Source organism: Pseudomonas sp. URMO17WK12:I7 (genome assembly GCF_003269045.1).
Classification (GTDB): Bacteria; Pseudomonadota; Gammaproteobacteria; order Pseudomonadales; family Pseudomonadaceae; genus Aquipseudomonas; species Aquipseudomonas putida_J.
Genome location: NZ_QLTL01000012.1, coordinates 43,700 through 69,583, shown reverse-complemented (window position 1 = coordinate 69,583; position 25,884 = coordinate 43,700). Strand labels below are relative to the sequence as shown.

Annotated in this window: 27 protein-coding genes, 1 pseudogene and 1 riboswitch; of the genes and pseudogenes, 12 read left to right on the top strand and 16 right to left on the bottom strand. The window is 64.3% G+C overall.

Annotated features, from left to right (window positions below):
- The first annotated feature begins 19 nt into the window (after positions 1–19).
- The gene (locus tag H040_RS17635) at positions 20–718 is read left to right on the top strand and encodes a LexA family transcriptional regulator (RefSeq protein WP_027917797.1); all 699 of its coding nucleotides are present in this window, start codon (positions 20–22) and stop codon (positions 716–718) included.
- 506 nt (positions 719–1,224) lie between these two features.
- Here H040_RS17635 and H040_RS17630 read toward each other — a convergent pair.
- The 3 genes and pseudogenes from H040_RS17630 to H040_RS17620 form a co-directional block, all read right to left on the bottom strand.
- Positions 1,225–1,487, bottom strand: a pseudogene (locus H040_RS17630) (DUF3077 domain-containing protein).
- Positions 1,488–1,621: 134 nt separating this feature from the next.
- Positions 1,622–1,816, bottom strand: a complete 195-nt coding sequence (locus tag H040_RS17625) for a hypothetical protein (protein ID WP_112312877.1) — start codon at positions 1,814–1,816, stop codon at positions 1,622–1,624.
- A 25-nt stretch (positions 1,817–1,841) separates the two neighbouring features.
- Entirely contained in the window at positions 1,842–4,019 is a 2,178-nt protein-coding gene (locus H040_RS17620; RefSeq protein WP_027917798.1) for a TonB-dependent siderophore receptor, read from the bottom strand.
- 193 nt (positions 4,020–4,212) lie between these two features.
- Here H040_RS17620 and H040_RS17615 point away from each other — a divergent pair, with 193 nt between their 5' ends.
- The 3 genes from H040_RS17615 to H040_RS17605 all read left to right on the top strand — a co-directional run bounded on the left by H040_RS17615 (position 4,213) and on the right by H040_RS17605 (position 7,225).
- Positions 4,213–4,905, top strand: a complete 693-nt coding sequence (locus H040_RS17615; protein WP_027917799.1) for a response regulator transcription factor — start codon at positions 4,213–4,215, stop codon at positions 4,903–4,905.
- Positions 4,905–6,251 (top strand): HAMP domain-containing sensor histidine kinase, encoded by a 1,347-nt coding sequence (locus H040_RS17610; RefSeq protein WP_027917800.1) that lies wholly within the window; start codon positions 4,905–4,907, stop codon positions 6,249–6,251. Before H040_RS17615 ends, H040_RS17610 begins: the two co-directional genes overlap by 1 nt.
- Positions 6,252–6,334: 83 nt before the next feature.
- Positions 6,335–7,225, top strand: coding sequence for an alpha/beta hydrolase (locus H040_RS17605; protein ID WP_027917801.1), 891 nt, complete (start codon positions 6,335–6,337; stop codon positions 7,223–7,225).
- Positions 7,226–7,336: 111 nt separating this feature from the next.
- Here H040_RS17605 and H040_RS17600 read toward each other — a convergent pair whose 3' ends face one another.
- Positions 7,337–8,542: an RtcB family protein gene (locus H040_RS17600; RefSeq protein ID WP_027917802.1), complete on the bottom strand. Its 1,206-nt coding sequence runs from the start codon at positions 8,540–8,542 to the stop codon at positions 7,337–7,339.
- 92 nt (positions 8,543–8,634) lie between these two features.
- A riboswitch (FMN riboswitch) is annotated at positions 8,635–8,776 on the top strand.
- A gap of 80 nt (positions 8,777–8,856) precedes the next feature.
- On the opposite strand from H040_RS17600, the gene ribB reads away from it, so the two are divergent.
- The 5 genes from ribB (at position 8,857) to H040_RS17575 (ending at position 14,912) form a co-directional block, all read left to right on the top strand.
- A complete protein-coding gene (ribB, locus tag H040_RS17595) occupies positions 8,857–9,507 on the top strand; it encodes a 3,4-dihydroxy-2-butanone-4-phosphate synthase (RefSeq protein WP_027917803.1) in 651 nt (216 codons plus the stop codon).
- Positions 9,508–9,717: 210 nt separating this feature from the next.
- On the top strand, positions 9,718–9,960 hold the full coding sequence (locus H040_RS17590) for an exodeoxyribonuclease VII small subunit (RefSeq protein WP_027917804.1): 243 nt from the start codon (positions 9,718–9,720) through the stop codon (positions 9,958–9,960).
- Positions 9,957–10,844, top strand: a complete 888-nt coding sequence (ispA, locus tag H040_RS17585; RefSeq protein ID WP_027917805.1) for a (2E,6E)-farnesyl diphosphate synthase — start codon at positions 9,957–9,959, stop codon at positions 10,842–10,844. The genes H040_RS17590 and ispA overlap by 4 nt, the downstream gene beginning before the upstream one ends.
- A gap of 177 nt (positions 10,845–11,021) precedes the next feature.
- On the top strand, positions 11,022–12,917 hold the full coding sequence (dxs, locus tag H040_RS17580; protein ID WP_027917806.1) for a 1-deoxy-D-xylulose-5-phosphate synthase: 1,896 nt from the start codon (positions 11,022–11,024) through the stop codon (positions 12,915–12,917).
- A 123-nt stretch (positions 12,918–13,040) separates the two neighbouring features.
- On the top strand, positions 13,041–14,912 hold the full coding sequence (locus H040_RS17575; RefSeq protein WP_027917807.1) for a TonB-dependent receptor domain-containing protein: 1,872 nt from the start codon (positions 13,041–13,043) through the stop codon (positions 14,910–14,912).
- Here the strand turns inward: H040_RS17575 and H040_RS17570 are convergent.
- The 12 genes from H040_RS17570 to nrdR all read right to left on the bottom strand — a co-directional run bounded on the left by H040_RS17570 (position 14,890) and on the right by nrdR (position 23,722).
- A complete protein-coding gene (locus H040_RS17570; RefSeq protein WP_027917808.1) occupies positions 14,890–15,702 on the bottom strand; it encodes a cobalamin-binding protein in 813 nt (270 codons plus the stop codon). The genes H040_RS17575 and H040_RS17570 overlap by 23 nt on opposite strands.
- Positions 15,702–16,121 carry a hypothetical protein gene (locus H040_RS17565; RefSeq protein ID WP_027917809.1) on the bottom strand — a complete coding sequence of 140 codons (420 nt, stop codon included), beginning with the start codon at positions 16,119–16,121 and terminating at the stop codon, positions 15,702–15,704. Before H040_RS17565 ends, H040_RS17570 begins: the two co-directional genes overlap by 1 nt.
- On the bottom strand, positions 16,118–16,735 hold the full coding sequence (gene ribA / locus H040_RS17560; protein WP_027917810.1) for a GTP cyclohydrolase II: 618 nt from the start codon (positions 16,733–16,735) through the stop codon (positions 16,118–16,120). Before ribA ends, H040_RS17565 begins: the two co-directional genes overlap by 4 nt.
- A gap of 259 nt (positions 16,736–16,994) precedes the next feature.
- Positions 16,995–17,738 (bottom strand): substrate-binding periplasmic protein, encoded by a 744-nt coding sequence (locus H040_RS17555; RefSeq protein ID WP_027917811.1) that lies wholly within the window; start codon positions 17,736–17,738, stop codon positions 16,995–16,997.
- A 16-nt stretch (positions 17,739–17,754) separates the two neighbouring features.
- Complete coding sequence (locus H040_RS17550; protein WP_027917812.1) at positions 17,755–18,258, bottom strand: phosphatidylglycerophosphatase A family protein; 504 nt, start codon at positions 18,256–18,258, stop codon at positions 17,755–17,757.
- A complete protein-coding gene (gene thiL, locus H040_RS17545; protein WP_027917813.1) occupies positions 18,255–19,223 on the bottom strand; it encodes a thiamine-phosphate kinase in 969 nt (322 codons plus the stop codon). The genes H040_RS17550 and thiL overlap by 4 nt, the downstream gene beginning before the upstream one ends.
- An 18-nt stretch (positions 19,224–19,241) precedes the next feature.
- Positions 19,242–19,742 carry a transcription antitermination factor NusB gene (nusB, locus tag H040_RS17540; protein WP_003255393.1) on the bottom strand — a complete coding sequence of 167 codons (501 nt, stop codon included), beginning with the start codon at positions 19,740–19,742 and terminating at the stop codon, positions 19,242–19,244.
- On the bottom strand, positions 19,739–20,215 hold the full coding sequence (gene ribH / locus H040_RS17535; RefSeq protein ID WP_027917814.1) for a 6,7-dimethyl-8-ribityllumazine synthase: 477 nt from the start codon (positions 20,213–20,215) through the stop codon (positions 19,739–19,741). Before ribH ends, nusB begins: the two co-directional genes overlap by 4 nt.
- A gap of 91 nt (positions 20,216–20,306) precedes the next feature.
- Positions 20,307–21,398, bottom strand: coding sequence for a bifunctional 3,4-dihydroxy-2-butanone-4-phosphate synthase/GTP cyclohydrolase II (ribBA, locus tag H040_RS17530; RefSeq protein ID WP_027917815.1), 1,092 nt, complete (start codon positions 21,396–21,398; stop codon positions 20,307–20,309).
- Between the two features lie 18 nt (positions 21,399–21,416).
- Positions 21,417–22,082, bottom strand: a complete 666-nt coding sequence (locus H040_RS17525; RefSeq protein WP_027594907.1) for a riboflavin synthase — start codon at positions 22,080–22,082, stop codon at positions 21,417–21,419.
- Between the two features lie 42 nt (positions 22,083–22,124).
- Positions 22,125–23,255 (bottom strand): bifunctional diaminohydroxyphosphoribosylaminopyrimidine deaminase/5-amino-6-(5-phosphoribosylamino)uracil reductase RibD, encoded by a 1,131-nt coding sequence (gene ribD / locus H040_RS17520; RefSeq protein ID WP_027917816.1) that lies wholly within the window; start codon positions 23,253–23,255, stop codon positions 22,125–22,127.
- Positions 23,256–23,257: 2 nt separating this feature from the next.
- The gene (nrdR, locus tag H040_RS17515) at positions 23,258–23,722 is read right to left on the bottom strand and encodes a transcriptional regulator NrdR (RefSeq protein WP_003255402.1); all 465 of its coding nucleotides are present in this window, start codon (positions 23,720–23,722) and stop codon (positions 23,258–23,260) included.
- Between the two features lie 105 nt (positions 23,723–23,827).
- Here nrdR and H040_RS17510 point away from each other — a divergent pair, with 105 nt between their 5' ends.
- From H040_RS17510 to trxA, 3 genes are read left to right on the top strand one after another with little or no spacing between them, the layout of a single operon-like run.
- Positions 23,828–24,280: a YbaY family lipoprotein gene (locus tag H040_RS17510; RefSeq protein WP_027917817.1), complete on the top strand. Its 453-nt coding sequence runs from the start codon at positions 23,828–23,830 to the stop codon at positions 24,278–24,280.
- Complete coding sequence (locus H040_RS17505; protein ID WP_027917818.1) at positions 24,281–24,940, top strand: class I SAM-dependent methyltransferase; 660 nt, start codon at positions 24,281–24,283, stop codon at positions 24,938–24,940.
- A 31-nt stretch (positions 24,941–24,971) separates the two neighbouring features.
- Positions 24,972–25,856, top strand: coding sequence for a thioredoxin (gene trxA, locus H040_RS17500; protein WP_027917819.1), 885 nt, complete (start codon positions 24,972–24,974; stop codon positions 25,854–25,856).
- The last annotated feature ends 28 nt before the right edge of the window (positions 25,857–25,884 follow it).

Sequence of the window (25,884 nt, the reverse complement as noted above, 5' to 3'; positions counted from 1 at the left end):
GGCCGCTACACTCGGCCTCATGAACAGATCCGGTGACCGACTCAAGGCACTCCTCAGGGAATGTGGCCTGACCCCCGCAGACTTCGCTGCCCAGCGCCGCGTCACGTCGCAGCACATCAACAACTGGTTCACTCGTGGCATCCCCATTGCCCGCCTCGATGAATTGGCCGAGTTGTTCTGCGTGCGCCGCCGCTGGCTGCAAACCGGCGAAGGCCCCAAGCACCCGCATTCGTTTCTACGCATGTACGCACCCCAGTCGACGCCGGTAGAAACATCCGGGTTACCCTCGATATCGCATCCTCCCCAGGTGCAAGTCCCCTTCAACGAACTGCGCAATGGCCAGCTCATGGCAGTGGAGCATCATTGCCTGGCAATGCCGGCATCTGCGCTGGAGGCATTGGCCGTGCCCGTGGAAAAAGCCATCTGCATGAACATGCCTGCCGCCAACATGGCGCCGTGGATACCGCGCGATGCCATCCTGGCGATCGACCTCAGCTTCACCCGTGTGGTTGATGGCGAGATCTATGCGCTGTTGCACAACGGCAGGCTAAGGGTGAACAGCCTGAGCATTGGCCACCAGGGCGCCCTGTGCCTGCACAGCCACAACCGGCCTGAGGTGGTGGAACGCTACTCACCTTTGCAGTGCGATGCGCAGAAACTGGAAGTACTCGGTTGGGTGTTCCATTGGTCGCATTACCGCCAACGACGCCCCGACTGACACACTCTGTGCCATTTTTTGCTGGGCATACCGCGCCAGCCCTTGTATGCTACGCGGCACATTCAGCCCCGGCCGGCGCAAGCCGCGTTCCAGAGGGCTCGGCGACGTTCCACACGATCGTTTGCCATCTCTTTCAGGCCCTTGATGGCCACACAGTTAAGGCGGCTGCGACTTACCATAAATTAGTCGGAACCGTCCCCGAGAAGCCGGCCACAAGCCGGCTTTTTAATGCCCATTTTTTGTATGCCGATGGTTTGCAGCGCCTATCAGATCGAGCGCCGCCCGCGCGGCGCATCGCGGATAAATCCGCTCCTACATCTGTTGCAACGTGCCGAACCTGTTACGCCATGGTTGTCAGCCTTGGCCTGACAGGCATGGCCACGTTGCAACAAATGTAGGAGCGGATTTATCCGCGATGCGCCGCGCGGGCGGCGCTCGATCTGATAGGCGCTACAACGTCCCCGGCGTGCATGGGGTGGCCCTGATGCCCCCTCAAGCCAGGCCCATCAATGCCTCATGCCGAGTTCAACATCATCCATCAGCGCTTCGGCCATCGCGCTCAGGTAATGCGAGGCCCAGATCATCATCGGCTTCTCTTCCATCAGACCAAGGATGGTCAGTTCGCGCACTTAGCCCATCAATTCCGAGGCCTGCTCGCGAGCATCACGGCAGGGGATGCCGGGCTCGATGCGAAACACCGGGTGGGTCTGGTTTCACCTTGGAAGAAGGTGGTCTTGCCGGCCGTGCATTGGGTGTCGTCTGTGGTCATTGGTCAATCTCCCTGAAAACACTCGCATGTCTGGGCCGGCCAATCGCGGATAAATCCGCTCCTACAAGAACCACACAACCTGTAGGAGCGGATTTATCCGCGATTGGCTGGCCAGACAACACATCACTCAAGCCTCAATGCAGCGTCCGAGGCCCAGTAGGCATCTGCACCTGGATCAACGCTGATTCGAGCAACGCCCGCAGCGCCTCGATCTCATGCATCGAGGCCATCATCAGGATCGACGCCGATGGCTTGGGTTGCAGCAGCAATGCCTGATGCACCACAGTCGTCGCGCACAGCGCGTAATCCGTGGGGTAGATCGGGGACAATTTTGAGCATGGGAATCTTCTGAACCTAGAAGTCATACCGCGCCCCGACCATCATGCTTCGCGATGGCCCATAGAAGTTGAATGTCGAGGTCGACCCCACCCGCGACAGGTAATCGCGGTCGAACAGGTTGTTGACGTTGAACGTCGCCGTCAGCTTCGAGGTCACCGGGTACGACAGCATCGCGTCCACGGTGGCATAGCCCGGCGCATCGATACGCACCCCGCCGTTTTCGGAGTAGAAGTTGCTCATCGCCGACACACCGCCACCAATGGCCAACCCGGTCAGCGGGCCTTGGCTGATGGTGTACTTGCTCCACAGCGACGCCTGGTTGCGCGGCATGATGAAGAAGGTGGTCTCGGCATCACCCTCGACGGTTTCGGTTTCCATCCAGGTATACCCCGCCAGCAACTCCCAGTTCGGCGTCAGCTTGCCGCTGACTTCCACTTCGGCGCCTTTGACCCGGGTCTTGCCGGAGGCGACCGAGAAGCCGGTGTCCACGCCATCGGCATCGTACTCGGTGCTGGCGCGGTTCTTGTCGGTCAGGCGGAACACCGAGAAACGGGTGTTCAGATCGCCACCGAAGTAGCTGCTTTTCAGGCCGAATTCATATTGCTCACCCTGGCGCGGCTTGAGCACCCGGCCATTGCCGTCGGTGTCCGACTGCGGCTTGAACACCTGTGAATAACTGGCGTAAAGCGCGTGGTTTTCGGTCAGGTCGTAGACCAGGCCACCATAAGGCGTGAAGCGGCCATCGACGCGCTTGTTGTCGTCGACCGTCGAGCCACTGCTCAGGGTGGTGGTGTAGAAGTCACCGCGATACCAGCTGAAGCGGCCACCGGCAATCAGCGCCAGGCGCTCGACCGGGCGGAAGGTGACCTTGGAGTAAAGGCCGTATTCCTCTTCCTGCATGCCGGTCTCGGTGCTGTAGTTGGGTGACGGCTTGGCGAAACGCGTCGGCGTGTAGGTGTTGACGTTGATGCTGCCCAGGTTGGTGGTGCCGTTGAGGTACTCGGTGTCGTAGTTCTTGTAGTCGGTGCCGACCACGAATTCGCTGACCTGGCCGAAGGTTTCGAACGGCTGGCTGTAGCTGGCGTCCAGCGAGTAGGTGTCCTGGGTGAAGTCGCGGGCGCTGGCGCGCTCGGAGTTGGCCCCGGTAGTGGCATTGGTCGCGGTGAAGGCATACAGGTAGTTGGTATCGCGGTGCGAACCGCGCGCGGCAACGCGGCCATAGCCACCGTTGTCGAAGCGGTGGGTCAGCTCGGCGACCAGGTCGGTGGTCTTGCCGTCGAAGTAGTTCCAGTCGGCGCCGAGGAAGCGCGAGTGGCTGAAGTCGGGCACCTCACCAGACAACGTGGCCGGGTAACCGTTGTGCGGGGTGATGTTCTTCACCTCGTGGATCAGGCCGAACGACAGCTGAGTGTCGTCGTCCAGGTCGATGTCCAGCGCGCCGTAGTAGCTATTGCTGGTGTTGGCGTTGTAGTCGACTTCGCCATTGGTGTCGTCGCGCGAGGTGATGAAACGCCCCCGCACCCGGCCGGCATCATCCAGCGGCCCGCTCAGGTCGATTTCCTCGTGATTGGTGTCCCAGGTGCCATAGCTGCCTTCGACATGGCCCTGGAATTCGGCGGTCGGGCGCTTGCGCACCATGTTGACGATGCCGCCCAGCTCGCTGGTGCTGCTGAACAGGCCGGCCGGGCCGCGCATGATCTCGACCCGGTCGAAGGCGGCCAGCGACGGCACGGTGCCAAAGATACTGGCCATGGGTGCCGGCAGGCCGTCGATGTTGAACTCGCTGTACTCGTAGCCACGGGCGTAGATCGACGAACGACCGCTGTCGTTGGTCAGGGTACGCAGGCCTGCTGTGTACTTGGCCAGGTCGTCCAGATGCACGAACTGGCGGTCCTTGACGTAGTCCTGGGTATACACGGTGATCGATTGCGGGATGTCCTTGAGTGCCGCCGGGGTTTTGGTGCCCACAGTGGCGGCATCAACGCTGTAACCACCGGTCTGCTCCGAGGGGAGCATGTCGTAGAGGTGGTTACCTTCGATGGTCAAGGCCGGCAGGTCGAGCGATGTGTCGCCCGCAGCAGCCTGGTCTGCCACCGTCTCAGCCAGTGCCGACAACGAAAAAGGCGCCAGCAGCCCCAGCACCAGCCATCCCCGAAGCCGCCGCGGGCTCCCCACACCTTTGAAACCGCTCATGACACACCCTTCGTCCAAATGATATTTAATCGCAAACGAAACCAGTTGCTTTTTGCGAACGATACCGGACGAAAAACTGGGGTGCAGCAGGATTAACCTTCTTAACACATGCGGCCGACATGGGGCGATTGCCCTTCCCCCGTCCACAGTGGGATGATGGCTAACTGATACGAATTCTCATTAAAGACCACCGATGCCCACTTCACTCCTCCTCGCCGAAGATGATGCACGTCTGCGTGAGGACCTGCAGCGCCACTTTCTCAACCGCGGTTTTCTGGTCAACGCCTGCGCTACCGGCACCCAAGCGTTGAATGCCGTGCAGCACAGCCGTTTCGACCTGGTACTGCTGGACATCATGCTACCGGGCATCGACGGCCTGAGCCTGCTCGACGAACTGCGCCGCCAGCATGCCGTGCCCGTGATGTTGATGTCGGCGCTTGGCGCCGAGCAGGACCGTATCAGCGGCTTTACCCGGGGTGCGGACGATTACCTGCCCAAGCCGTTCAGCCTCGCGGAGCTGGACGCACGGGTGGATGCCTTGTTGCGGCGCGTAGCCTTCGGCCGCAACCCGCTCCCGCACAGCGAGCCCGGCCCGCTGGTCTTTGACCAGTACCTGCAGGATGTGCTGCACCATGGCAAAGCGGCCGGCCTGACCGCATCTGAATTCCGCTTGCTGGCCACGTTGAATGCCCACCCTGGTGAGGCCCTGAGCAAGCCGTTCCTCTACCAGACCGTGCTGCACCGGGCCTACACCCGCCTGGACCGCGGCCTCGATGTGCACGTGTGCAACCTGCGCCGCAAGCTGGTCGATATCGCTGCCCAGCACCTGCAGATCCAGGCTGTACGCGGCCAGGGCTACATCCTGGTCAACACGGAACACGCCTGATGCGCCGGCATCCCTTACTGTGGAAACTGGCAGCATTGCAGGTCAGCTTCTGCCTGCTGCTGACCTGGCTGATCTGGACCTGGGGCCTGTCGGTGGAGCGCAGTACCTATTTTCTTTCCCAAGCCGACCAGGACTATCTCGCCCGCTATGCGCAGCAAGCCGAACAAGCCTGGCAGCAAGCAGGCGCTTCGGGGGCCGAAGCCTTCCGCCGCGAGCTCGAACATGCCGAAGACACCTGGGTAGTGTTACTCGGGCCGCACCTGCAAAGCCTTGGCACCACGGCGCTGGACGCCGAAGAGGCCAGCCACCTGACCTTCATGCGCAAGCTCGACTGGCCCATGAGCCGGCGCCTGCAGGATGAACTGCCCTACGTCAGCATCGAGTTTCCGCAGCACCCTGAAAACGGCCGCCTGGTGATGCAGTTGCCCGAGCGCCTGCTGCCCACCGGCCTCACGCCCTGGACCCATGTCATTACCCACGGCGTCGTACCCACGCTGCTCGCCCTGCTGCTGGGCCTGGCGATCTACCGGCAACTGGTGGTGCCGCTCAACCGCCTTCGCGACCGCGCCGATGCCCTGCGTGCGGACGACCTGGACAGCCCGGGGCTGCCCCTGCAGGAGCGCCGCGATGAACTGGGCGAACTGGCACAGGCCTTCGAGCACATGGCCGGGCGCTTGCGGCAAAGCCTGGAGCAACAACGCTTGCTGCTGCGCACGCTGTCCCACGAATTGCGTACCCCTCTGGCGCGGCTACGCATCGCCCACGACAGCGAGTTGCCGCCAGCGCAACTGCGTGAGCGCCTGGGGCGCGAGGTCAACGACATGCAGAAGCTGCTCGAAGACACCCTGGACCTCGCCTGGATGGACACCGAGCAACCGCAACTGCCTACTGAACCAGTGCTGATGCTGTCCGTGTGGGAAGCGCTGTGCCAGGACATCTGCTTCGAAAGTGGCTGGGAGCAATCACGCCTGCCCTGTTCGCTGGGCACCGATTGCCGGGTGCAGGCCCACCTGGACAGCCTGGCCCAGGCGCTGGAAAACCTGATGCGCAACGCCATCCGCCATTCACCTGACGACGGCCGGGTCAGCCTTGATGGCTGGCGTGACGGCGACTGCTGGCACCTGCGCCTGAGCGACCAAGGGCCCGGCGTACCGCAAGCTGACCTTGAGCGCATCTTCCAACCCTACCAACGCTTGCCCGACAGCGGCGCAGGCTTTGGCCTCGGGCTGGCCATTGCCCGCCGCGCCATCGAACTGCAAGGCGGCCGGCTGTGGGCCAGCAATGGTCACCCTGGCTTGTGCCTGCACGTGATGCTGCCGATCGGCCAGGAATGTTTAGAAAGTTAATGCGCTTTACGGCCAAACAGCACTGATTATCATCTGGGGCTTTCAAGCCTTGCGATCCTCGCAACGCCCTGACGAGACACCTGATGAGCAAGATGACCCTGCCCCTGGTGCTGGCCCTGGCGCTGGCCACCCCAGTTGCCGTGGCACAGCCAGAGCGAGAGCAGAAGATGGACACATCGTTGCTGCAGCGCCAGGACCTGGCCTACCGCTTCAGTCACCTTGACCTGGACTCGGCGGACGGCCTGCGCCACTACCGTCTGTGGATCGGCAAGCCGGATCGCCCGGCGCCTGCGGCCGGTTATCCGGTGCTGTGGATGCTCGACGGCAATGCGGCAATTGGCGCGCTGGATGGCCAGCAACTGAGCGAGCTCGCCGCCGGCCAGGCGCCGTTGCTGGTAGCCGTGGGGTACCAGACCGAACAGCGTATCGCGCGCGCCGGGCGTACCTTCGACTACACCCCGGCGCTGCCTGGGCAGGCCGAGCAGCGCGATCCACTCACGGGTGAGCCCAGCGGTGGGGTGGATGCGTTCCTTGATTTGCTGACCCTGAAGATGCGGCCGCTGGTGGCGGGCGTGGCGCCAATCGACCTGCAGCGGCAGACGCTGTGGGGGCACTCCTATGGCGGTTTGGCGGTGCTGCATGCGCTGTTCACCCGGCCAGGGGCGTTCAGCGACTATGCAGCGGCCAGCCCATCACTGTGGTGGAACGACGGGGCGATCGTGCGTGAGGCGCAGGGGTTGCAGCCGCGCCTGGGTAACAGCCGGCCGCGGTTGTTGCTGATGCGCGGGAGCGAGGAGCCGGCGAATCCGCGTATGCCGGTGAAGGGCGATGTGGAGCGGCCGGCGCGGGCGCTGGCGGCTGATCTTTCCAGGGTGCAAGGGCTGCGGGTGCGCTTTGAGCGCTTCGAAGGGCTGGGGCATGGGCCGATGCTGCCAGCTTCGCTGGGTAAGGTGATCGAAGACCTGTCTCGGTAAGCCTGTACCGGCCTTTTCGCGGGTAAACCCGCTCCCACAGGGATTGCACAGATTTTGAAGTTGGTGCAGGACTTGTGGGAGCGGGTTTACCCGCGAAGAGGCCGGTACAGGTCAACCTTTCACGCAGACCACCTGCCGCAGGGTATGCACCACTTCCACCAATTCCTGTTGCGCCCGCATCACGGCATCGATGTCCTTGTACGCCATGGGAATCTCGTCGATCACGTCCTTGTCCTTGCGGCACTCCACATGCGCCGTGGCCCGCCGCTGATCTTCCACGGTGAAGCGGCTCTTGGCCTTGGTGCGGCTCATCACCCTGCCCGCGCCATGGCTGCAGGAGCAGAACGACTCCTCGTTACCCAACCCCCGCACGATGAAGCTTCTGGCGCCCATGGAGCCGGGAATGATGCCCAACTGCCCCTGCTGCGCCGACACCGCGCCCTTGCGCGTCACCAGGACCTCGCGGCCAAAGTGCTGCTCACGTTGCACATAGTTGTGGTGGCAGTTGACCGCCTCCAGGCTTGCCTCGAAGGTTCTGCCCAGCGCTTTGCGGGCAGCCGCGACCACCGCCTGCATCATCAACTCGCGGTTGCAGCGGGCAAAGTCCTGCGCCCACTCCACCGCCTCGACATAGTCGGTGAAATGGCGGCTGCCCTCCACGAAGTAGGCCAGGTCCTTGTCCGGCAGATTGGCCAGGTGCTGACGCATGTCGGCCTGGGCCAGTTCGATGAACAGGTTGCCGATGGCATTGCCCACACCACGCGAGCCGCTGTGCAGCATGAACCAGACCCGGTCGGCCTCGTCCAGGCACACCTCGATGAAGTGGTTGCCGCCACCCAGGGTGCCAAGGTGGTGGCGGTTGTTGGTCTTTTCCAGGCGCGGGTACTTGTCGGTAATAGCGTTGAAGCGCCCGGCGAGCTGGCCCCAGGCTTTATCTGCAGAACCCGGCACATTGTCCCAGGCCCCCTGGTCGCGCTTGCCAAAGGTCTTGCCGTGGGGCACGGCCTGCTCGATGGCGCTTCGCAGGGCATGCAGGTTGTCTGGCAGGTCACGCGCCTGCAGCGAGGTACGCGCGGCGATCATGCCGCAGCCGATGTCCACGCCCACCGCCGCAGGAATGATCGCGCCGACCGTGGGAATCACGCTGCCAATGGTCGAGCCCTTGCCCAGGTGCACATCCGGCATCACCGCCAGGTGCTTGAAGATGAACGGCATCTTCGCCGTGTTCAGCAGTTGCCGGCGGGCGTCGTCCTCGACCGGCACACCGTCGGTCCACAGTTTGACCGGCTTGCCGCCGGCGACCTGAAGAATGTCCATTGAGCTGTTCCTGTTGAGCCATGCCTGCAGGATACCGCCGAAGGTCGTAGATGTGCGGGTTGCCAGCGAGGTGGCACAGTGCTGTATGCTTGGCCGGTCTTCAGGGCGGGGTGCAAGTCCCCACCGGCGGTAAATCGAAAGATGAGCCCGCGAGCGCCCCGGCCATGCCGGGGGTCAGCAGATCTGGTGCGACTCCAGAGCCGACGGTCATAGTCCGGATGAAAGAAGGCGTCAGGCAGGGGCCATTCGGGCGCCCCTGCGCGCGCATTTTGTTCGCCCCGAGACGTTCATCGATCATTCACGAGGAGCGTTTCATGTCCCCTTTGCTGCAAAAACAATTCCCCAACGTATCCGCCGCCGTCGCCGCCTTCCAGGCCGGGCGCCCTGTGCTGCTGCTCGACGATGACGACCGCGAGGACGAAGCCGATATCGTCGCCGCCGCCGAGAACCTGTCGCTGCAGACCATGGCCATGATGATCCGCGACTGCAGCGGCATCGTCTGCCTGTGCCTGGACGAAGCCACTGTCGATGCCCTGCAGTTGGCGCCGATGGTGCAGAACAACCAGGCCCGCCACGGCACTGGCTTCACCGTCACCATCGAAGCGGCCGAGGGCGTGAGCACTGGCGTTTCCGCGCAGGATCGCATCACCACCATCGAAGCGGCGCTGCGTTCGACCGCCGAGCAGCGCCATATCGTCAGCCCAGGCCATGTGTTCCCGCTGCGTGCACGTGATGGTGGCGTGCTGACCCGTCGTGGCCACACCGAAGGCTCGGTGGACCTGGCACGCCTGGCCGGCTTGCGCCCGGCAGCGGTACTGTGCGAGCTGATGAACCCCGATGGCAGCATGGCGCGGGGCGAGCAGGTGGCAGTGTATGCGCGGCAGTACAACCTGCCGGTGCTGACCATCGAGGAGCTGGCGCGGTGCCGTGAGGCCATGGTCGAGCGGGAAGCAGAGCCGGCCTGATCTGTCGCACGGGGCCGCTTTGCGGCCCATTCGCGGGTAAACCCGCTCCCACAGGGGGCTCTGCTGGATTCGAAACCTGCCTAGTACCTGTGGGAGCGGGTTTACCCGCGAAGAGGCAGGCAAATCCAGCCTCAAGCTGCCTGAAGTTTGCTCCCCCCGCGCCGCTCTGCTAACGTCGCGCGGTTCTGACCCGCCACCGAGACTGTCGCCATGGCCCGCAAAAAAGCCTCCATCGATTTCGAACAATCCCTCGCCGACCTGCAAGCCCTGGTCGAGCGCCTGGAGAACGGTGAACTGTCGCTGGAAGACTCGCTGGCCGCGTTCGAGCAAGGCATCGCCCTGACCCGCGATTGCCAGGGGGCCCTGGCCCAGGCCGAACAGAAAGTACAGATTCTGCTGGAACGTGACGGCGAACTCACCGCGCAACCGTTCGATGCGGAGCCAGAAGCATGATCACTGTTTACCAGGCCAGCTGCCAGGCCCGCGTCGACGCCGCCCTCGAACCACTGTTCATCGCCCCGACCAAAGAGCTGGAACGCCTTTATGCGGCCATGCGCTACAGCGTGATGAATGGCGGCAAACGCGTGCGCCCGTTGCTCGCCTATGCCGCCTGCGAAGCCCTTGGCGCGCCCGCCGAGCAAGCCAACGGCGCGGCCTGTGCGGTAGAGCTGATCCACGCCTATTCGCTGGTCCATGACGACCTGCCAGCCATGGACGATGACGACTTGCGCCGTGGCCAGCCAACCACCCACAAAGCCTTCGACGAGGCCTGCGCGATTCTCGCCGGTGATGGCTTGCAGAGCCTGGCTTTCAGCGCCCTGCTCGACCCGCGCCTGAGCCCGCAGGCCGACAGTACCCGCCTGGCCATGGTCCAGGCCCTGGCCAAGGCCGCAGGCCCTGCGGGCATGGTCGGCGGCCAGGCCATCGACCTTGGTTCGGTCGGCCTGAAGCTGGACCAGCAGGCTCTGGAATTCATGCATCGGCACAAGACCGGCGCCCTGATCGAAGCCAGCGTGCGCCTCGGCGCCCTGGCCAGTGCCCGCGCCGAGCAGGCGCAGCTGGAAGCCCTGCAGACCTACGCACAAGCCATCGGCCTGGCATTCCAGGTGCAGGACGATATCCTCGACGTGGAAAGCGACACCGCCATCCTGGGCAAGCGCCAGGGCGCCGACATCGCCCGTGACAAACCGACCTACCCCGCGCTGCTGGGGCTGGAAGCTGCCAAGGCCTATGCAATCGAACTGCGCGACCAGGCGCTGCTCGCCCTGCAAGGTTTTGGTGAATCCGCCGAGCCGCTGCGGGCGTTGGCGCGCTATATCGTCGAGCGCCGTCATTAAGGATTGACTCCAATCCCCTGCAGGAGCGGGTTTACCCGCGAATGCTGTGGTAAGTCCAACATGGCATTCGCGGGTAAACCCGCTCCCACAGGGTCCGCGAAACCCGTGGTCGAATGGGCACTTTTCCCACAATGGGGTAAACTGCCGCGTCTTCACACACCTATAACGACTCGCCTGATGCCCACGACGTTTCAAGAGATCCCCCGCGAACGCCCGGTCACGCCGTTGCTCGACCGCGCTGACACGCCTGCCGGCTTGCGCCGGTTGGCCGAAGCCGACCTGGAGACCCTGGCCGACGAATTGCGCCAGGAGTTGCTCTACACCGTTGGTCAGACCGGTGGGCATTTCGGCGCCGGCCTGGGCGTCATCGAGCTGACGATCGCCCTGCACTACGTCTTCGACACCCCGGATGACCGGCTGGTGTGGGACGTCGGCCACCAGGCCTACCCGCACAAGATCCTCACCGGGCGCCGCAACCGCATGCTCAGCCTGCGCCAGAAGGACGGCATCGCCGCCTTCCCGCGCCGCAGCGAGAGCGAATACGACACCTTTGGCGTCGGCCACTCCAGCACCTCGATCAGCGCAGCGCTGGGCATGGCCATTGCCGCCCGCCTGCAGAACAGTGCCCGCAAGTCGATCGCCGTGATCGGCGACGGCGCCCTCACTGCCGGCATGGCCTTCGAAGCGTTGAACCACGCCCAGGAAGTCAACGCCGACATGCTGGTGATCCTCAACGACAACGACATGTCGATTTCGCGCAATGTCGGCGGCTTGTCCAACTACCTGGCCAAGATCCTCTCCAGCCGCACCTACGCGAGCATGCGCGAAGGCAGCAAGAAGGTGCTGTCGCGCCTGCCCGGTGCCTGGGAAATCGCCCGTCGCACCGAGGAATATGCCAAGGGCATGCTGGTGCCTGGCACGCTGTTCGAAGAGCTGGGCTGGAACTACATCGGCCCGATCGACGGCCACGACCTGCCAACCATGATCGCCACCCTGCGCAACATGCGTGACCTCAAGGGCCCCCAGTTCCTGCACGTGGTGACCAAGAAGGGCAAGGGCTTCGCCCCGGCCGAGATCGACCCGATCGGCTACCACGCCATCACCAAGCTGGAGCCTGCCGACAAGCCGGCTGCGCCGAAGAAGGTCAGCGGGCCGAAGTATTCCGCCGTGTTCGGCCAGTGGTTGTGCGACATGGCTGCCGCCGACAACCGCCTGGTGGGCATCACCCCGGCCATGAAGGAAGGCTCCGACCTGGTCGCCTTCAGCGAGCGTTACCCGCAGCGTTATTTCGACGTGGCGATCGCCGAGCAGCACGCGGTCACCCTCGCCGCCGGCATGGCCTGCGAAGGCAGCAAGCCGGTGGTGGCGATCTACTCCACTTTCCTGCAGCGCGCCTACGACCAGCTGATTCATGACGTGGCGGTGCAGAACCTTGATGTGCTGTTCGCCATCGACCGTGCCGGCCTGGTGGGCGAAGACGGCCCGACTCACGCCGGCAGCTACGACCTGTCGTACCTGCGCTGCATCCCGGGCATGCTGGTGATGACCCCAAGCGACGAGAACGAGCTGCGCAAGATGCTCAGCACCGGCCACCTGTTTAACGGCCCGGCGGCTGTGCGCTACCCACGTGGTACCGGTCCGAACGCACCGATCAGTGGCGACCTAGAACCATTGGAAATCGGCAAGGGCGTGGTTCGCCGACAGGGTGCAAAAGTTGCCCTGCTGGTGTTTGGCGTGCAGTTGGCCGAGGCCCTGCAGGTTGCCGAGCAGATCAACGCCACCGTGGTCGACATGCGCTTCGTCAAGCCGCTGGACGAGGCCCTGGTGCTGGAACTGGCTGCCAGCCATGAGTTGCTGGTGACCATCGAAGAGAACAGCATCATGGGTGGCGCTGGGGCTGCCGTGGGCGAGTTCCTGGCTCATGAAGGCGTGGTCAAGCCGCTACTGCACCTTGGGCTGCCAGATATTTATGTCGAGCATGCCAAACCGGCACAGATGCTGGCCGAGTGCGGGCTGGATGCTGCCGGCATCGAAGCCTCGGTGAAGGCCCGCATGGCCATGCTTGGGCTGTAGGTTTTGGGGCCGCTTTGCGGCCCTTTCGCGACACAAGGCCGCTCCGACACAGGATCGCGCAATCCTGTAGGAGCGGCCGTGTGTCGCGGTCGAGGGCGCAGCCCTCGCAAAATGGAACAGCCAATGAAAACCTCAACCTTTGCCACCCTGCTCTGCCTCCCCATTCCGTTGCTGGCCGCCGAACGCGACGACGCCCTCAAGCTCCCCGACATCCTGATCAGCGCCAACCGCCAGGTCGAATCGCGGACCACCACCAGCGCCGCCAACACCGTCTTCACCCGCGCCGATATCGACCGCCTGCAACCTGGCAGCGTCACCGACCTGCTCACCCGCGTGCCAGGCGTGCAAGTAGCGCCTACGGGTGGCCGTGGCAGCCTGCCAGGCATCTTCATCCGTGGCACCAAGGCCGCCCAGAGCCTGGTGCTGGTCGATGGCGTGCGCATCGCCAACGCCACCTCCGGTGACAGCGGCCTGCAATTTCTGGATGTCGACCAGATCGAACGCGTCGAAGTGCTGCGCGGCTCGCGCTCGGCGGTGTACGGCAGTGACGCCATCGGTGGGGTGATCCAGATCTTCACCCGCCGCAGCAGCGGCCCCGGCCTGCAACCGCGCCTGCGCCTGGCGGCGGGCAGCAACCAGACGTTCCAGCGTAGCCTGGGGCTTTCCGGCGGTGACAACGCCACGCGTTTCAACCTCGGCGCCAGCCTTGATGAAACCGCGGGCATCGACTCAACCGGGCCGTCGTTCGCCAGCGACGGCGACCACGACGCCTACCGTAACAAGTCGCTCAACCTCAGCCTGAGCCACACCTTCGGCGAGCGTTTCGAAGCCGGCCTGAACCTGCTCGACAGCCGCGGCCGCAGCGAATACGACAACCCGTTCGGCCGTTTCGACCCGGTCACCTTCCAGAGTTTCGGGCAAAAACCCTACACCGACTTCAGCGTCAGCAGCCTGGGCAGCTACTTCGATGCGCAGCTCAACGAGGCGTGGCATTCGCGCCTTGAGCTTGGCCACAGCGAAAACCGTGACGACAAGCGCGACAAGCTCAGCGACGAGCGTTTCGTGTTCGACACCTACCGCGATCAGGTCACCTGGCAGAACGACCTGGCCCTGGCCGAACGGCATAACCTGCTGCTGGGAGGCGACTGGTACGAAGACCGTGTGCACGGCAGTACCGACTTCACCGAGGACAGCCGCTGGAACCGTGCAGCGTTCATCCAGCACCGATACAGCGGAGAAAGTTTTTCCACCGAGGTGGGCGTACGCCGCGACCAGAACCAGCAGTTCGGTGGCCAGACTACCTGGAGCGGCAGCCTCACTGTACCGTTGAATACCCAGAACGATGTGCTGCTGTCCTACAGCGAAGGCTTCCGTGCCCCGACGTTCAACGACCTGTACTACCCGCAGTTCAGCAATCCGGCCCTCAAGCCCGAGCGCTCGAAGAGCTATGAACTGCAGTGGCGCAGCCAGCTCACCCACGACAGCCGCCTGGAAACCTCGCTGTACCGCACCGACCTGCGCGATGCGATCATTTTCGGCCAGGACGCGATCCCGCAGAACGTGGCTGCGGCGCGTATCAATGGCCTGGAAATGGCACTTGATCAGCAATGGGGCGAATGGCGCAGCCAACTTGGCCTTGCGCTGATCGACCCGCGTGACCGCGACAGTGGCCACACCCTCGCCCGCCGTGCCCGGCGCACCCTGAGCGTGGACCTGGATCGTCAGTTTGATCGGTTCACTGTAGGCGCCAGCTGGCAAGCCGTGAGCGCCAGCTACGACGACGAGGCCAACCGCAATCGGCTCGGCGGCTACGGCCTGCTGGGCCTGCGTGCAGGTTGGATGGCTACTGAGGCACTGAAGCTGGAAGTAAAGCTGGATAACCTGTTGGGCAAGGAGTACAGCCGGGCACTCTACAGCTTCGACGGGGCCAGCTATGGCTACCGAGAAGAAGGCCGCACCGCGCTGTTCAGCGTCACCTGGACGCCGGCACTCTAGCGGCCAGCAGCGCGCACAGGCGGGCGGTGGCTTCGATCATCTGCCCGCTGGGCCGCTCCAGGCCCTTGTCTGGCACCACCAGCAAACCATCCCCTGCCACCGCGCTCAGCCGCGGCCAAGCCTTCCAACTCGAAAGCTGCGCCTTGTCACCTGCCAGGATCACCTGCGGGTCACGCATCAGCACCGACTCGACATTCACCTGTGGTGCCGGCTGGCTCAGGTCGGCAAAGACATTGCGCGCCCCGCACACCGCCAGGGCATCGCTGACCACCTGTTGCCCACCCAAGGTGTACAGCGGCCGGTCCCAGACCTGGTAGAACACCCGCAGCGGCTGCTCACGCCGGTACTGTTGGCGCAACTGCTGCAGGCGCTCGCGCAGGGCCTGCACGTATGGACGACCTTGCTCGCCCCGCCCGACACGCACGGCAATGGCCTCGATCTGTTCGATTAACTGGTTCAGGTTATGGGGTTCAGCGCTGTACGTGGCGATACCCAAGCGCCTGAGCTGGTCGCGCTGGGCCGGTGCCACGCTGCCAGGCCAGAGCAGCAGCAGGTCGGGCTTCAGGCTGAGCAGCGTTTCCATGTCCAGCTGGCCGTGGCGCCCGACCGAAGGCAGCCGCTGCAGTGCCTGCGGTCGCTCGCCGCCATCGAGCACGCCCACCAGCAGGTCATCGGCGCGCAGTTCGAGCATGATCTCGCTCATCGACGGCGCGAGGCTGACCACGCGCAAGGGTTCGCCGGCCCTCGCGGTCAGGGCCAGCAGTGCCAACAGGCAAAGCAGGACGCGCATCAGCCCAGCTGACGTGGAATGCGGTAAAGGTAAAGCACCACCACGGTAGACAGCGCGAGGAGGAACTGCGGCACCGCCTCAAGCCCGACCAGCACCGACAGCGCAGCGACCCAGGCCGGGAAGCATGCGAACAACATGGCCATGCGCCGCACCCGCGCCAGGGTTATCCAGGCTGCAGGCTCTTCAGGGGTGCCAAGCACCTTCGAGGTGGCGATCAGCGCCCGCTTATAGGCGCCGAAGCGCGGCAGGCTGAGGAACATGGTCGCGGCACCGGCGATGAACAGCGGCATCGCCAGCACCGGGATCAGCGCATCGCCACCACCGAAGGCCCAGGCCATGACCGGCAGCGGCACCAGGCCGACTGCCAGGTACTGCCACCAAGCCAGCGCCAGGCGCCGCTTGACCTCGCCGCGGGTCACGCCTGGGGCACCTCGCCCTGGTGTTCGTTACCCAGCATGTGGCCGAGCTTGCCGGCCTTGGTGGCCAGGTAGTAACGATTGTGCGGGTTATGCCCGGTGTGCAGTGGCACACGCTCGGCGACCTTGATGTTCATGTCGGTCAGCGCCTTGACCTTGCGTGGGTTGTTGGTCATCAGGCGCAGCGACTTCACGCCCAGGTGCTCGAGCATCGGCAGGCACATGGCGTAGTCGCGCTGGTCAGCGGCGAAGCCCAGGCGTTCGTTGGCCTCGACGGTGTCAGCACCGCCATCTTGCAGCTCATAGGCGCGGATCTTGTTCAAAAGGCCGATGCCACGGCCCTCCTGACGCAGGTACAGCAGCACACCACGGCCTTCGCGGGCGATTGCCTGCAGCGCGGCTTCCAGCTGCGAACCGCAGTCGCAGCGCTGGCTGAACAGGGCATCGCCGGTCAGGCACTCGGAGTGCAGACGCCCCAACACCGGCTCACCGTCGGCGAAATCACCCAGGCTGAGCACCACGTGCTCACGGCCAGTGGCTTCGTCGAGGAAGCCATGCATGGTGAAGGTCGCAAAGGGAGTCGGAAGTTTCGAGGCGGCAACAAAGACGACGGGCACGTTGTGCTCCTGGATAAAGTAGGTAATTTCTCGTGAGCCGATTGTATCAGCAGGTCGCCGCGTGTGCGCTCGTTGAATACCGTAGCTTAAGATCGAAAAGTTCGATGCTTAGCAGGGCCTGGCTTTGTGCCCCGCGCAACGCCTGTGGGAGCGGGTTTACCCGCGAACACCGGCAAAGCCGGTGCCACCCACCGCGTCGCCTGCTTCGCGGGTAAACCCGCTCCCACAGGGATCTCGCAGGCATCGGGCAATTGCACGGCTACTGCGGCTTGCTGTCCGGGGTGAAGGGATAAGGCTGCTTCCAGTGCTCGAAGATCGGCTTCAACTCGCCGCTGTGCACCAGCTCGGCCATGCGTTCGTCGAACAGGTCGCGCAGGGCCTTGGCGTGCTCGTTCTTGGAAAACGCCAGGTACAACGGGAGTTCGGCCACATGGGTGCTGCGAAAACGCTCTGGCTGCGAAGCCTGCCCGAGCACGTAGTCGACTTCGGTCTGCGCATCGATGTAGAAATCCACCCGTTCATGCTCGAGCATCGGCAAGATCCCTTCACGGCGCTGGATCTCGCGGAAGTTGTGCGCGTTGGGCAAGTAACTGCTGTAGTCATAGCCGCGCACCCAGGCCAGGCGGTACTGGCCGACGGTGGCCAAGGTCGGCACCGCAGTGGTGGCCAGCCCCAAGGCATAGATGTGGTCCATGTCGAAATGCCAGCGCGGATAGAGGTTATCGTCGTTTTCATCCTTGTACGACCCGACCCAGGCATCAGCCTCACCACGCTTGACCAGGCCAACCGCGCGGCTGTACGGCGCGCTCTGGGTCAGCACTTTGACCCCCGCAGGCTCAAACACTTTGCGCAGCACATCCCAGGCCACGCCACTGCCATCGGCATTGGTGTAGTCGATCCACTCTTCGCTGACCAGGTGAATCTGCTTCGGTAACGCATCGGCCGCCATTACCCAGGGGGCAAGGCTCAGCATCATTGCCAGCAGCACAGTCCTCATGGCCATCGAAACGCTCCCTGCCTCAGCCTACCGCCCACACCAGAATCTGCATGCCCAGCCAGGCGAACACACCAGCCAGGATATCGTCGAGCATGATCCCGACACCACCGTGCACATGGCGGTCAATCCAGCGGATCGGCCATGGTTTGAGGATGTCGAAGAAGCGGAACATGAGGAACCCTGCGAGGATCCACTGCCACCCTTCCGGCACCAGCCACAGGGTGATCCACATGCCGACCATCTCATCCCAGACAATGCCCTCATGGTCGTGCACGCGCAAGTCGTTAGCGACTTTGCCGCACAGCCAGAACCCGAAAAGCATCATCACGCCCAGCAACAGCCAGTAGCCCCAGTCGGGCAGCATCTGCCACAGCGGGATGAACGGAATCGCTACCATCGAACCCCAGGTGCCAGGGGCCTTGGGCAGGGTGCCAGAGCCGAAGCCGAAGGCGATGAAGTGCCACGGATTGCGCCAGACCGAGGGCGGAACGAACTCCGCAGGCACCTGGTTGGGGTGGTCGGTCACGGTGTCTCCCTAAAGTGTTGATAGCCCCGTTGAAGCGGGGTGATGTCCTGGCCCTGCAGGTCGCGCAGGGTCACGCCCTGGCCTTCGAGCACGCGCCCGATAACGTGCACCTCGGCGAAACCAAGGTCGGTCAACGGAGCGAGCGCCTCAGGCGCAAGGGTAAATGCCAGTACGTAGTCGTCGCCGCCGGTCAGCGCTGCCAGCCGGGCCGCATCGTGCCCAAGGAAGGCCTCCAGAGCAGGAGACACTGGCACCTGCGCCAGGTTCACCTCGAGCGCGACCCCGGATGCCTTGGCGATATGCCCACAGTCGGCGAGCAGGCCATCGGAAATGTCCAACGCCGCCGTGGCCCGGCCGCGCAGCCGCTGGCCAAGGTCGAGCTGTGGCATCGGCGACCAGTAGTGGTCGAGCAGTGGCCCGGCCAGTTCGGCCGCTGCCTCGCGCTCGCCCAGTACCAGCGGCAACGCCCCTGCCGCCTTGCCCAGCGAACCGCCGACGCACAGCAGGTCACCCGGCCGCGCGCCGCTGCGGCGCAACGCCTGGCCAGCCGGCACGCGGCCGAACACGGTGACGGTAATACTCAGCGGGCCACGGGTGGTGTCACCACCGATCAGGCTCATGCGGCAACGCTGGGCCATGCGACTGAGGCCATCGGCATAGGCCGCCAGCCAGTCGGGGCCGACATCAGGCAGGGTCAGGGCGAGGGTGAAGCCGATCGCCGTCGCGCCCATGGCTGCCAGGTCACTGGCCGCCACGGCCAACGAGCGCTGGCCAAGCAGCAGCGGATCGCAGACAGCGGGGAAATGCACCCCGGCGACCAGGGTGTCGGTCGACACCGCCAGTTGTTCACCGGGGGGAAGGTCGAGCAGGGCGCAATCGTCGCCGATGCCCAGCACCACGCCCTCGCCGCCCTGCGCACAGGGCGCGGCGGCGAAGTAATGGTTGATCAGCTCGAACTCACCCATGGGCCGGCAGCGCCAGTATCAGCGCTTGTTCGCCTTGACTTCTGCTTCACGCAGGGCCGGAGCGAGCTTGTCCAGCACGCCGTTGACGAACTTGTGGCCGTCGGTGGCACCGAAGACTTTGGCCAGTTCCACGCCTTCGTTGATCACCACGCGGTACGGTACGTCGACGCGCTTGATCAGTTCCCAGGTGGACAGGCGCAGCACCGCCAGCTCAACCGGGTCGAGCTCTTCCAGTGCGATGGTCATGCAAGGCACCAGCGCCTTGTCGATTTCGCCCTTGATTGCCGGGACCCCGTGGAGGATCTCGCGGAAATAGGCACCGTCGACATCGGTGAAATCGTTATCGACCCGGAACTGCGCTTCGATCTCGTTCAGCGAATGCTGGGCCATGTGCCACTGATACAGGGCCTGGGTCGCGAGCTTGCGGGCTTCGCGACGCTTGGCGCTCTTCGATGGCTTGCCGGCATCCGCAGGTTTTGGATCGCGCGGGTTGAAACGATCGCTTTCGTCGCTAATCACTTGGCCTCCAACTGCGCCAGCAGGCTGACCATTTCCAGTGCGGACAGGGCAGCTTCACCGCCTTTGTTGCCAGCCTTGGTGCCGGAGCGCTCGATGGCTTGCTCGATGGAGTCGACGGTCAGAACGCCGAAGGCCACCGGTACGCCGAACTCCATGGACACCTGGGCCAGGCCCTTGGTGCATTCGCCCGCCACGTATTCAAAGTGCGGGGTACCGCCACGGATCACTGCGCCCAGGGCGATGATCGCGTCGTATTCGCCTTGCTGGGCGACTTTCTGTGCCACCAGCGGGATTTCGAACGCACCCGGGGCACGGATGATGGTGATGTCGCTTTCGCTGACACCGTGGCGTACCAGGGTATCAACGGCGCCGCTTACCAGGCTTTCGACGACGAAGCTGTTGAAGCGGCCAACCACCAAAGCATAGCGACCTTTGGGGGCGATGAAGGTACCTTCGATGGTCTTCAGGGTCATTCCGATATTCTCATCTTCAAGAGCGAGGCCGCATACAAGCGGCCTCGACAGGGGTCTGGACTCGAGCTCAGGGCGTCAATGCCGCCTCAAGTCACTCGGAGGGCACGTATTCTACAACTTCCAGATCGAATCCGGATATCGCATTGAACTTCATCGGCGAACTCATCAGGCGCATCTTGCGCACACCGAGGTCGCGCAGGATCTGCGAACCGGCACCGACGGTGCTGTAGGTGGTCGGCGCCTTGGTCGGTGCATCGCCCGCGCTTTCGCGGATATGCGCCAGCAACACGTCGCCGTCCAGCGGGTGGCCCAGCAGCAGCACCACGCCACTGCCAGCCTCGGCGACGGCGGCCATGGCTGCGCGCAGGCTCCAGCGGCCAGGCTGCTTGACCAGCAGCAAGTCACGCAGCGGGTCCATGTTGTGCACGCGCACCAGGGTCGGCTCTTCGGCGCAGATGTTGCCCAGGGTCAGGGCCATGTGCACGTCGCCTTCCACCGCGTCGCGGTAGGTGACCAGGTTGAACTCGCCCAGCTCGCTCTCGATCGGCTGCTCGGAGACGCGCTGCACGGTGCGCTCGTGGATCATGCGGTAGTGGATCAGGTCGGCGATGGTGCCGATCTTCAGACCATGCTCGGCAGCGAACACTTCCAGCTCGGCACGGCGCGACATGGTGCCGTCGTCGTTCATCACTTCGCAGATCACACCGCTCGGCTCGAAGCCAGCCATGCGCGCCAGGTCGCAGGCCGCTTCGGTGTGGCCGGCGCGGGCCAGGGTGCCGCCAGGCTGGGCCATCAGCGGGAAGATGTGGCCCGGGCTGACGATGTCTTCGGCCTTGGCGTCCTTGGCTGCTGCAGCCTGCACGGTGCGCGCGCGGTCGGCGGCGGAAATGCCGGTGGTGACGCCTTCGGCGGCTTCGATCGACACGGTGAACTTGGTGCCGAAGCCCGAGCCGTTGCGCGGTGCCATCAGCGGCAGCTTCAGGGTCTCGCAGCGCTCGCGGGTCATCGGCATGCAGATCAGGCCGCGGGCGTGCTTGGCCATGAAGTTGATGTGCTCAGGCAGGCAGCACTCGGCGGCCATGATGATGTCGCCTTCATTCTCGCGGTCTTCGTCATCCATGAGGATGACCATTTTGCCCTGGCGGATGTCTTCGACCAGTTCTTCGATGCTGTTGAGCGCCACTCGGCACCCCCTTCTCAATCAGGATTTCAAGAAGCCGTTGGCGGCCAGGAAGCTTTCGGTGATGCCACTGCCCTTGCTCGGTTCGGCGGCCTTGTCGCCCAGCAGCAAACGCTCCAGGTAACGGGCCAGCAAGTCGACCTCAAGGTTCACCCGACGCCCTGCGCGGTAGTCGGCCATGATGGTTTCGGACAGGGTGTGCGGGACAATGGTCAGCTCGAATTCGGCGCCATTGACCTCGTTGACCGTCAGGCTGGTGCCGTCGACGGTGATCGAACCCTTGTGGGCGATGTACTTGGCCAGTTCCTTGGGTGCACGCACGCGGAACTGGATGGCGCGGGCGTTATCGCTGCGCGAGATGATTTCGCCGACGCCGTCGACATGGCCGCTGACCAGGTGGCCGCCCAGGCGGGTGGTCGGGGTCAGGGCTTTCTCCAGGTTGACCTTGCTACCGCTTTTAAGGTCGATGAAGGCGGTGCGCTTGAGGGTCTCGACGCTGACGTCGGCCCAGAAACCATTACCCGGCAGCTCGACGGCGGTCAGGCACACGCCGTTGACGGCAATGCTGTCGCCGAGCTTGACGTCACCCAGGTCGAGCTTGCCGGTTTCGACGTATACGCGCACGTCACCGCCCTTGGGGGTCATGCTGCGAATGGTGCCGATGGATTCGATGATGCCGGTGAACATGGGGACTTCCTCAGAAACGGGTTGCGCGGGGCAAGCCCGGCATTATACGCCGGGTGCCGGCAGAGGTATGGCCGTGACCCGCCAGTCATCGCCCACTGCGCGCATTTCGGTGATTTTCAGCCGCGGCGCCTGGCTCATCTTGTCCAGCGGCCAGTCCAGCAACGGCCGGGCCTGGGAGCCGAGGAAAGTGCCAGCGACGAACAACAGGTACTCGTCGATCAGGCCGTGGCGGGCGAAGGCGCCGACCAGGCCGGCGCCAGCCTCCAGCAGGATTTCGTTGACACCGCGGGTGGCCAGCGCCTGCAGCAATGCCGGCAGGTCTACCTGGCCATTGTCGCCCGGCAGGCTGAGCAGTTCATGGCCGAAGGCGGCATAGCGCGGGTCATCTGCGACAGCGGTGACTACCAGCACCGGGCCGGCCTGAAAGAACGGCGCATCCAGCGGCAGGCGCAGGCGGCCGTCGATCAGCACGCGCAACGGCGTACGGCTGAGCGCCAGAGCGGTGGTTTCGGGGTCCAGGCCCAGCTCGGCGCCACGCACGGTCATCCGCGCGTTGTCAGCCAGCACGCTGGCAGCACTGGTCAGCACCACGCTGGAACGGGCGCGCAGGCGTTGCACCGCCGATCGGGCAGCGGGCCCGGTGATCCACTGGCTTTCACCGCTGGCCATGGCGGTACGGCCGTCCAGGCTCATCGCCAGCTTGGCGCGGACGAACGGCAGGCCGTGTTCCATGCGCTTGAGGAAGCCGGGGTTGAGCGCGCGGGCCTCGGCTTCGAGCACGCCGCTGGCCACGATGATGCCGGCGTCTGCCAGGCGCCGCAGGCCTTGACCGGCGACTTGCGGGTTGGGGTCCTGCATGGCGGCGACCACCCGGGCCACACCGGCCTTGACCAGCGCCTCGGCGCACGGCGGCGTGCGGCCATGGTGGCTGCACGGCTCAAGGGTGACATAGGCGCAGGCGCCGCGGGCTCGTTCGCCGGCCTGGCGCAGGGCATGCACTTCGGCGTGCGGCTCACCGGCACGCACGTGCCAGCCTTCACCGACCACTTCGCCATCGCGCACAATCACACAACCCACACGCGGGTTGGGGTGGGTGGTGTACACGCCCTTGCGCGCCAGCTCCAGCGCGCGGGCCATGTAATGGGCGTCGAGGATCGCGGTCTGGCTGGGCATGCTCACTCTTTAGCCGGCTCGCGGGCCAGGCGGTCGATTTCTTCGCGGAATTCGTCGAGGTCCTGGAAGCGCCGGTACACCGAGGCGAAGCGGATGTAGGCCACTTCATCGAGCTTGCGCAGCTCGGCCATGACCATTTCGCCCACCACCAAGGACTTGACCTCGCGCTCGCCAGTGGCGCGCAGGCGGCTCTTGATATGCGCCAGCGCCGCTTCAAGGCGCTCGACGCTGACCGGGCGCTTCTCCAGCGCACGCTGCATGCCGGCCCGCAGCTTCTCTTCATCGAAGGGCTGGCGAGTGCCGTCTTGCTTGATCAGCCGGGGCAGCACCAGCTCGGCGGTTTCGAAGGTGGTGAAGCGCTCGCCGCAGGCGACGCATTCACGGCGTCGGCGCACCTGTTCGCCCTCGGCGACCAGACGCGAGTCGATGACCTTGGTGTCGTTGGCACCGCAAAAGGGACAGTGCATGGTGGCAGGCAACAAAAAAAGGGAGGGCCATGGTAGCGCATTGCACTGGCAAGACAAGCCAAAGGGGTTAACATCCATACAATTCTGCCCGTGAAGGACCCACCCATGCATCTTCGTGCGCTCGTCGTGCTGTGCTGCGCTTCCCTGCTCGCCGCCTGCGGCAGTGACCGCCCCAAAACCGAAGCAGTCCCCGCGCCAGCATCGGCCAAGGTAGCGAAAAACGCCGAACCGCTTGGCCCATTGCCGGCCTATCAACGAGAACTGAGCGGCACCTTGCTGGAGATCCCCGCCGGCGCCGACGTAGAGCTGGCGCTGCTGGTCATCGACGACCGCGACCGCCCGCAACAGCTGCTGGCCAGCAGCACCCTGACCGGCACTGGCAAGGCCCTGCCCTATCACCTGCGTTTCAACCCCGAAGCCTTCCCGGCGGGTGCCCGCGTGGAACTGCGCGGCCGCGCCAGCAATTCCGGCCAGTTGATCATGCACCTGCCCCCTGTACGCATCATCCAGGCCCAGACCCAGGCCACCGGCCCGCTGCGATTCGAGAAGGCGCCGTAAATGGCGCCGCTTGCCCTGCAACAGGCCCTCAGCGGCCTGATCGGTGAAGCGCGCCTGGTGATCAGCGATTTGCCCGAGTGCGAGCTCAAGCTATGGCTGATCGATGACCAGAACATGGACCGCGCCTTCAGCAGCGAAGAAACCCGGCGCATTCTCGAAGATCCGCCGTACTGGAGCTTCTGCTGGGCCAGCGGCCTGGCGATGGCGCGTTACCTGGCCGAGCGCCCGGAATGGGTGGCTGGCAAGCGTGTGCTCGACTTTGGCGCCGGCTCCGGCATCGCCGGGATTGCCGCTGCCCGCGCAGGCGCGTTGGAGGTAGTGGCCTGCGATCTCGACCCGCTGGCCCTCGCCGCCTGCCGCGCCAACGCCGCACTGAATGGGGTGGAGCTCGGTTACAGCAGCGATTTTTTCGCCGAAGATGACCGCTTCGACCTGATCCTGGTGGCCGACGTACTCTACGACCGCGCCAACCTGCCACTGCTCGACGCCTTCCTTGGCCGTGGTCGCCAGGCATTGGTGGCCGACTCGCGCGTGCGTGATTTCAGCCACCCGCTGTATCAACAGCTTGGCGTGCTCGAAGCCCTTACCCTGCCAGACCTGGCAGAGCCACACGAATTCCGCCGAGTCAGCCTGTACCACGCCAGCCGCGAGCCTTTATAGTGGTGCGAATCACGGATTTGCGAGAGTCGCGATGAGCCTAGCCCCTAGTAAAGATCTGCCCTACATCTTCGATGCCACCGATGCCAACTTCCAGCAACTGGTAATCGAGAATTCCTTCCACAAGCCGGTACTGGTGGACTTCTGGGCCGAGTGGTGCGCGCCATGCAAAGCGCTGATGCCACTGCTGGCGAAGATCGCCGAGGGTTACCAGGGCGAACTGCTGCTGGCCAAGATCAACTGCGACGTCGAGCAGCAAGTGGTGGCCCAGTTCGGTATCCGCAGCCTGCCGACCGTGGTGCTGTTCAAGGATGGCCAGCCGGTCGACGGCTTTGCCGGTGCGCAGCCGGAGTCGGCGATCCGCGTCATGCTAGAGCCGCATGTGCAACTGCCTCCCGCGCCAACCGCTTCGCCATTGGAGCAAGCCAAGGCGCTGTTTGCCGAAAGCCGTTTCGCCGAGGCCGAAGCTGCGCTGCAAGCACTGCTGGGCGAAGACAACAGCAATGCCGAGGCATTGATCCTGTACGCCCGCTGCCTGGCCGAGCGTGGGGAGCTGGGGGAAGCCCAGGTAGTGCTGGATGCGGTGAAGACCGACGAACACAAGGCCGCGCTGGCCGGTGCCAAGGCGCAGTTGACCTTCCTGCGCCAGGCCGCCAGCCTGCCGGAAATCGCTGACCTGAAGAGCCGCCTGGCGCAGAACCCGCAGGATGACGAAGCGGCTTACCAGCTGAGCATCCAGCAACTGGCGCGCCAGCAGTACGAGGCGGCGTTGGAAGGGTTGCTGAAACTGTTCCAGCGTAACCGTGCGTATGAAAACGGTTTGCCGCAGAAGGCCATGCTGCAGGTGTTCGAACTCCTGGGCAGCGATCATCCGTTGGTTGGCGTATACCGCCGTCGCCTGTCTTCGGCCATGTTCTGAGCCTGAGAATGCCGGGGCCGCTTTGCGG

Coding starts and splice junctions, on each gene's coding strand:
- nrdR (WP_003255402.1), bottom strand. CDS start 23,722: ATGCACTGTCCCTTTTGCGGTGCCAACGACACCAAGGTCATCGACTCG.
- H040_RS17505 (WP_027917818.1), top strand. CDS start 24,281: ATGGCGCCGCTTGCCCTGCAACAGGCCCTCAGCGGCCTGATCGGTGAA.
- H040_RS17510 (WP_027917817.1), top strand. CDS start 23,828: ATGCATCTTCGTGCGCTCGTCGTGCTGTGCTGCGCTTCCCTGCTCGCC.
- H040_RS17570 (WP_027917808.1), bottom strand. CDS start 15,702: ATGCGCGTCCTGCTTTGCCTGTTGGCACTGCTGGCCCTGACCGCGAGG.
- H040_RS17635 (WP_027917797.1), top strand. CDS start 20: ATGAACAGATCCGGTGACCGACTCAAGGCACTCCTCAGGGAATGTGGC.
- H040_RS17610 (WP_027917800.1), top strand. CDS start 4,905: ATGCGCCGGCATCCCTTACTGTGGAAACTGGCAGCATTGCAGGTCAGC.
- ribD (WP_027917816.1), bottom strand. CDS start 23,255: ATGCCCAGCCAGACCGCGATCCTCGACGCCCATTACATGGCCCGCGCG.
- H040_RS17620 (WP_027917798.1), bottom strand. CDS start 4,019: ATGAGCGGTTTCAAAGGTGTGGGGAGCCCGCGGCGGCTTCGGGGATGG.
- thiL (WP_027917813.1), bottom strand. CDS start 19,223: ATGGGTGAGTTCGAGCTGATCAACCATTACTTCGCCGCCGCGCCCTGT.
- H040_RS17525 (WP_027594907.1), bottom strand. CDS start 22,082: ATGTTCACCGGCATCATCGAATCCATCGGCACCATTCGCAGCATGACC.
- H040_RS17575 (WP_027917807.1), top strand. CDS start 13,041: ATGAAAACCTCAACCTTTGCCACCCTGCTCTGCCTCCCCATTCCGTTG.
- dxs (WP_027917806.1), top strand. CDS start 11,022: ATGCCCACGACGTTTCAAGAGATCCCCCGCGAACGCCCGGTCACGCCG.
- H040_RS17555 (WP_027917811.1), bottom strand. CDS start 17,738: ATGGCCATGAGGACTGTGCTGCTGGCAATGATGCTGAGCCTTGCCCCC.
- trxA (WP_027917819.1), top strand. CDS start 24,972: ATGAGCCTAGCCCCTAGTAAAGATCTGCCCTACATCTTCGATGCCACC.
- ribH (WP_027917814.1), bottom strand. CDS start 20,215: ATGACCCTGAAGACCATCGAAGGTACCTTCATCGCCCCCAAAGGTCGC.
- H040_RS17590 (WP_027917804.1), top strand. CDS start 9,718: ATGGCCCGCAAAAAAGCCTCCATCGATTTCGAACAATCCCTCGCCGAC.
- ribB (WP_027917803.1), top strand. CDS start 8,857: ATGTCCCCTTTGCTGCAAAAACAATTCCCCAACGTATCCGCCGCCGTC.
- H040_RS17615 (WP_027917799.1), top strand. CDS start 4,213: ATGCCCACTTCACTCCTCCTCGCCGAAGATGATGCACGTCTGCGTGAG.
- H040_RS17600 (WP_027917802.1), bottom strand. CDS start 8,542: ATGGACATTCTTCAGGTCGCCGGCGGCAAGCCGGTCAAACTGTGGACC.
- H040_RS17605 (WP_027917801.1), top strand. CDS start 6,335: ATGAGCAAGATGACCCTGCCCCTGGTGCTGGCCCTGGCGCTGGCCACC.
- ispA (WP_027917805.1), top strand. CDS start 9,957: ATGATCACTGTTTACCAGGCCAGCTGCCAGGCCCGCGTCGACGCCGCC.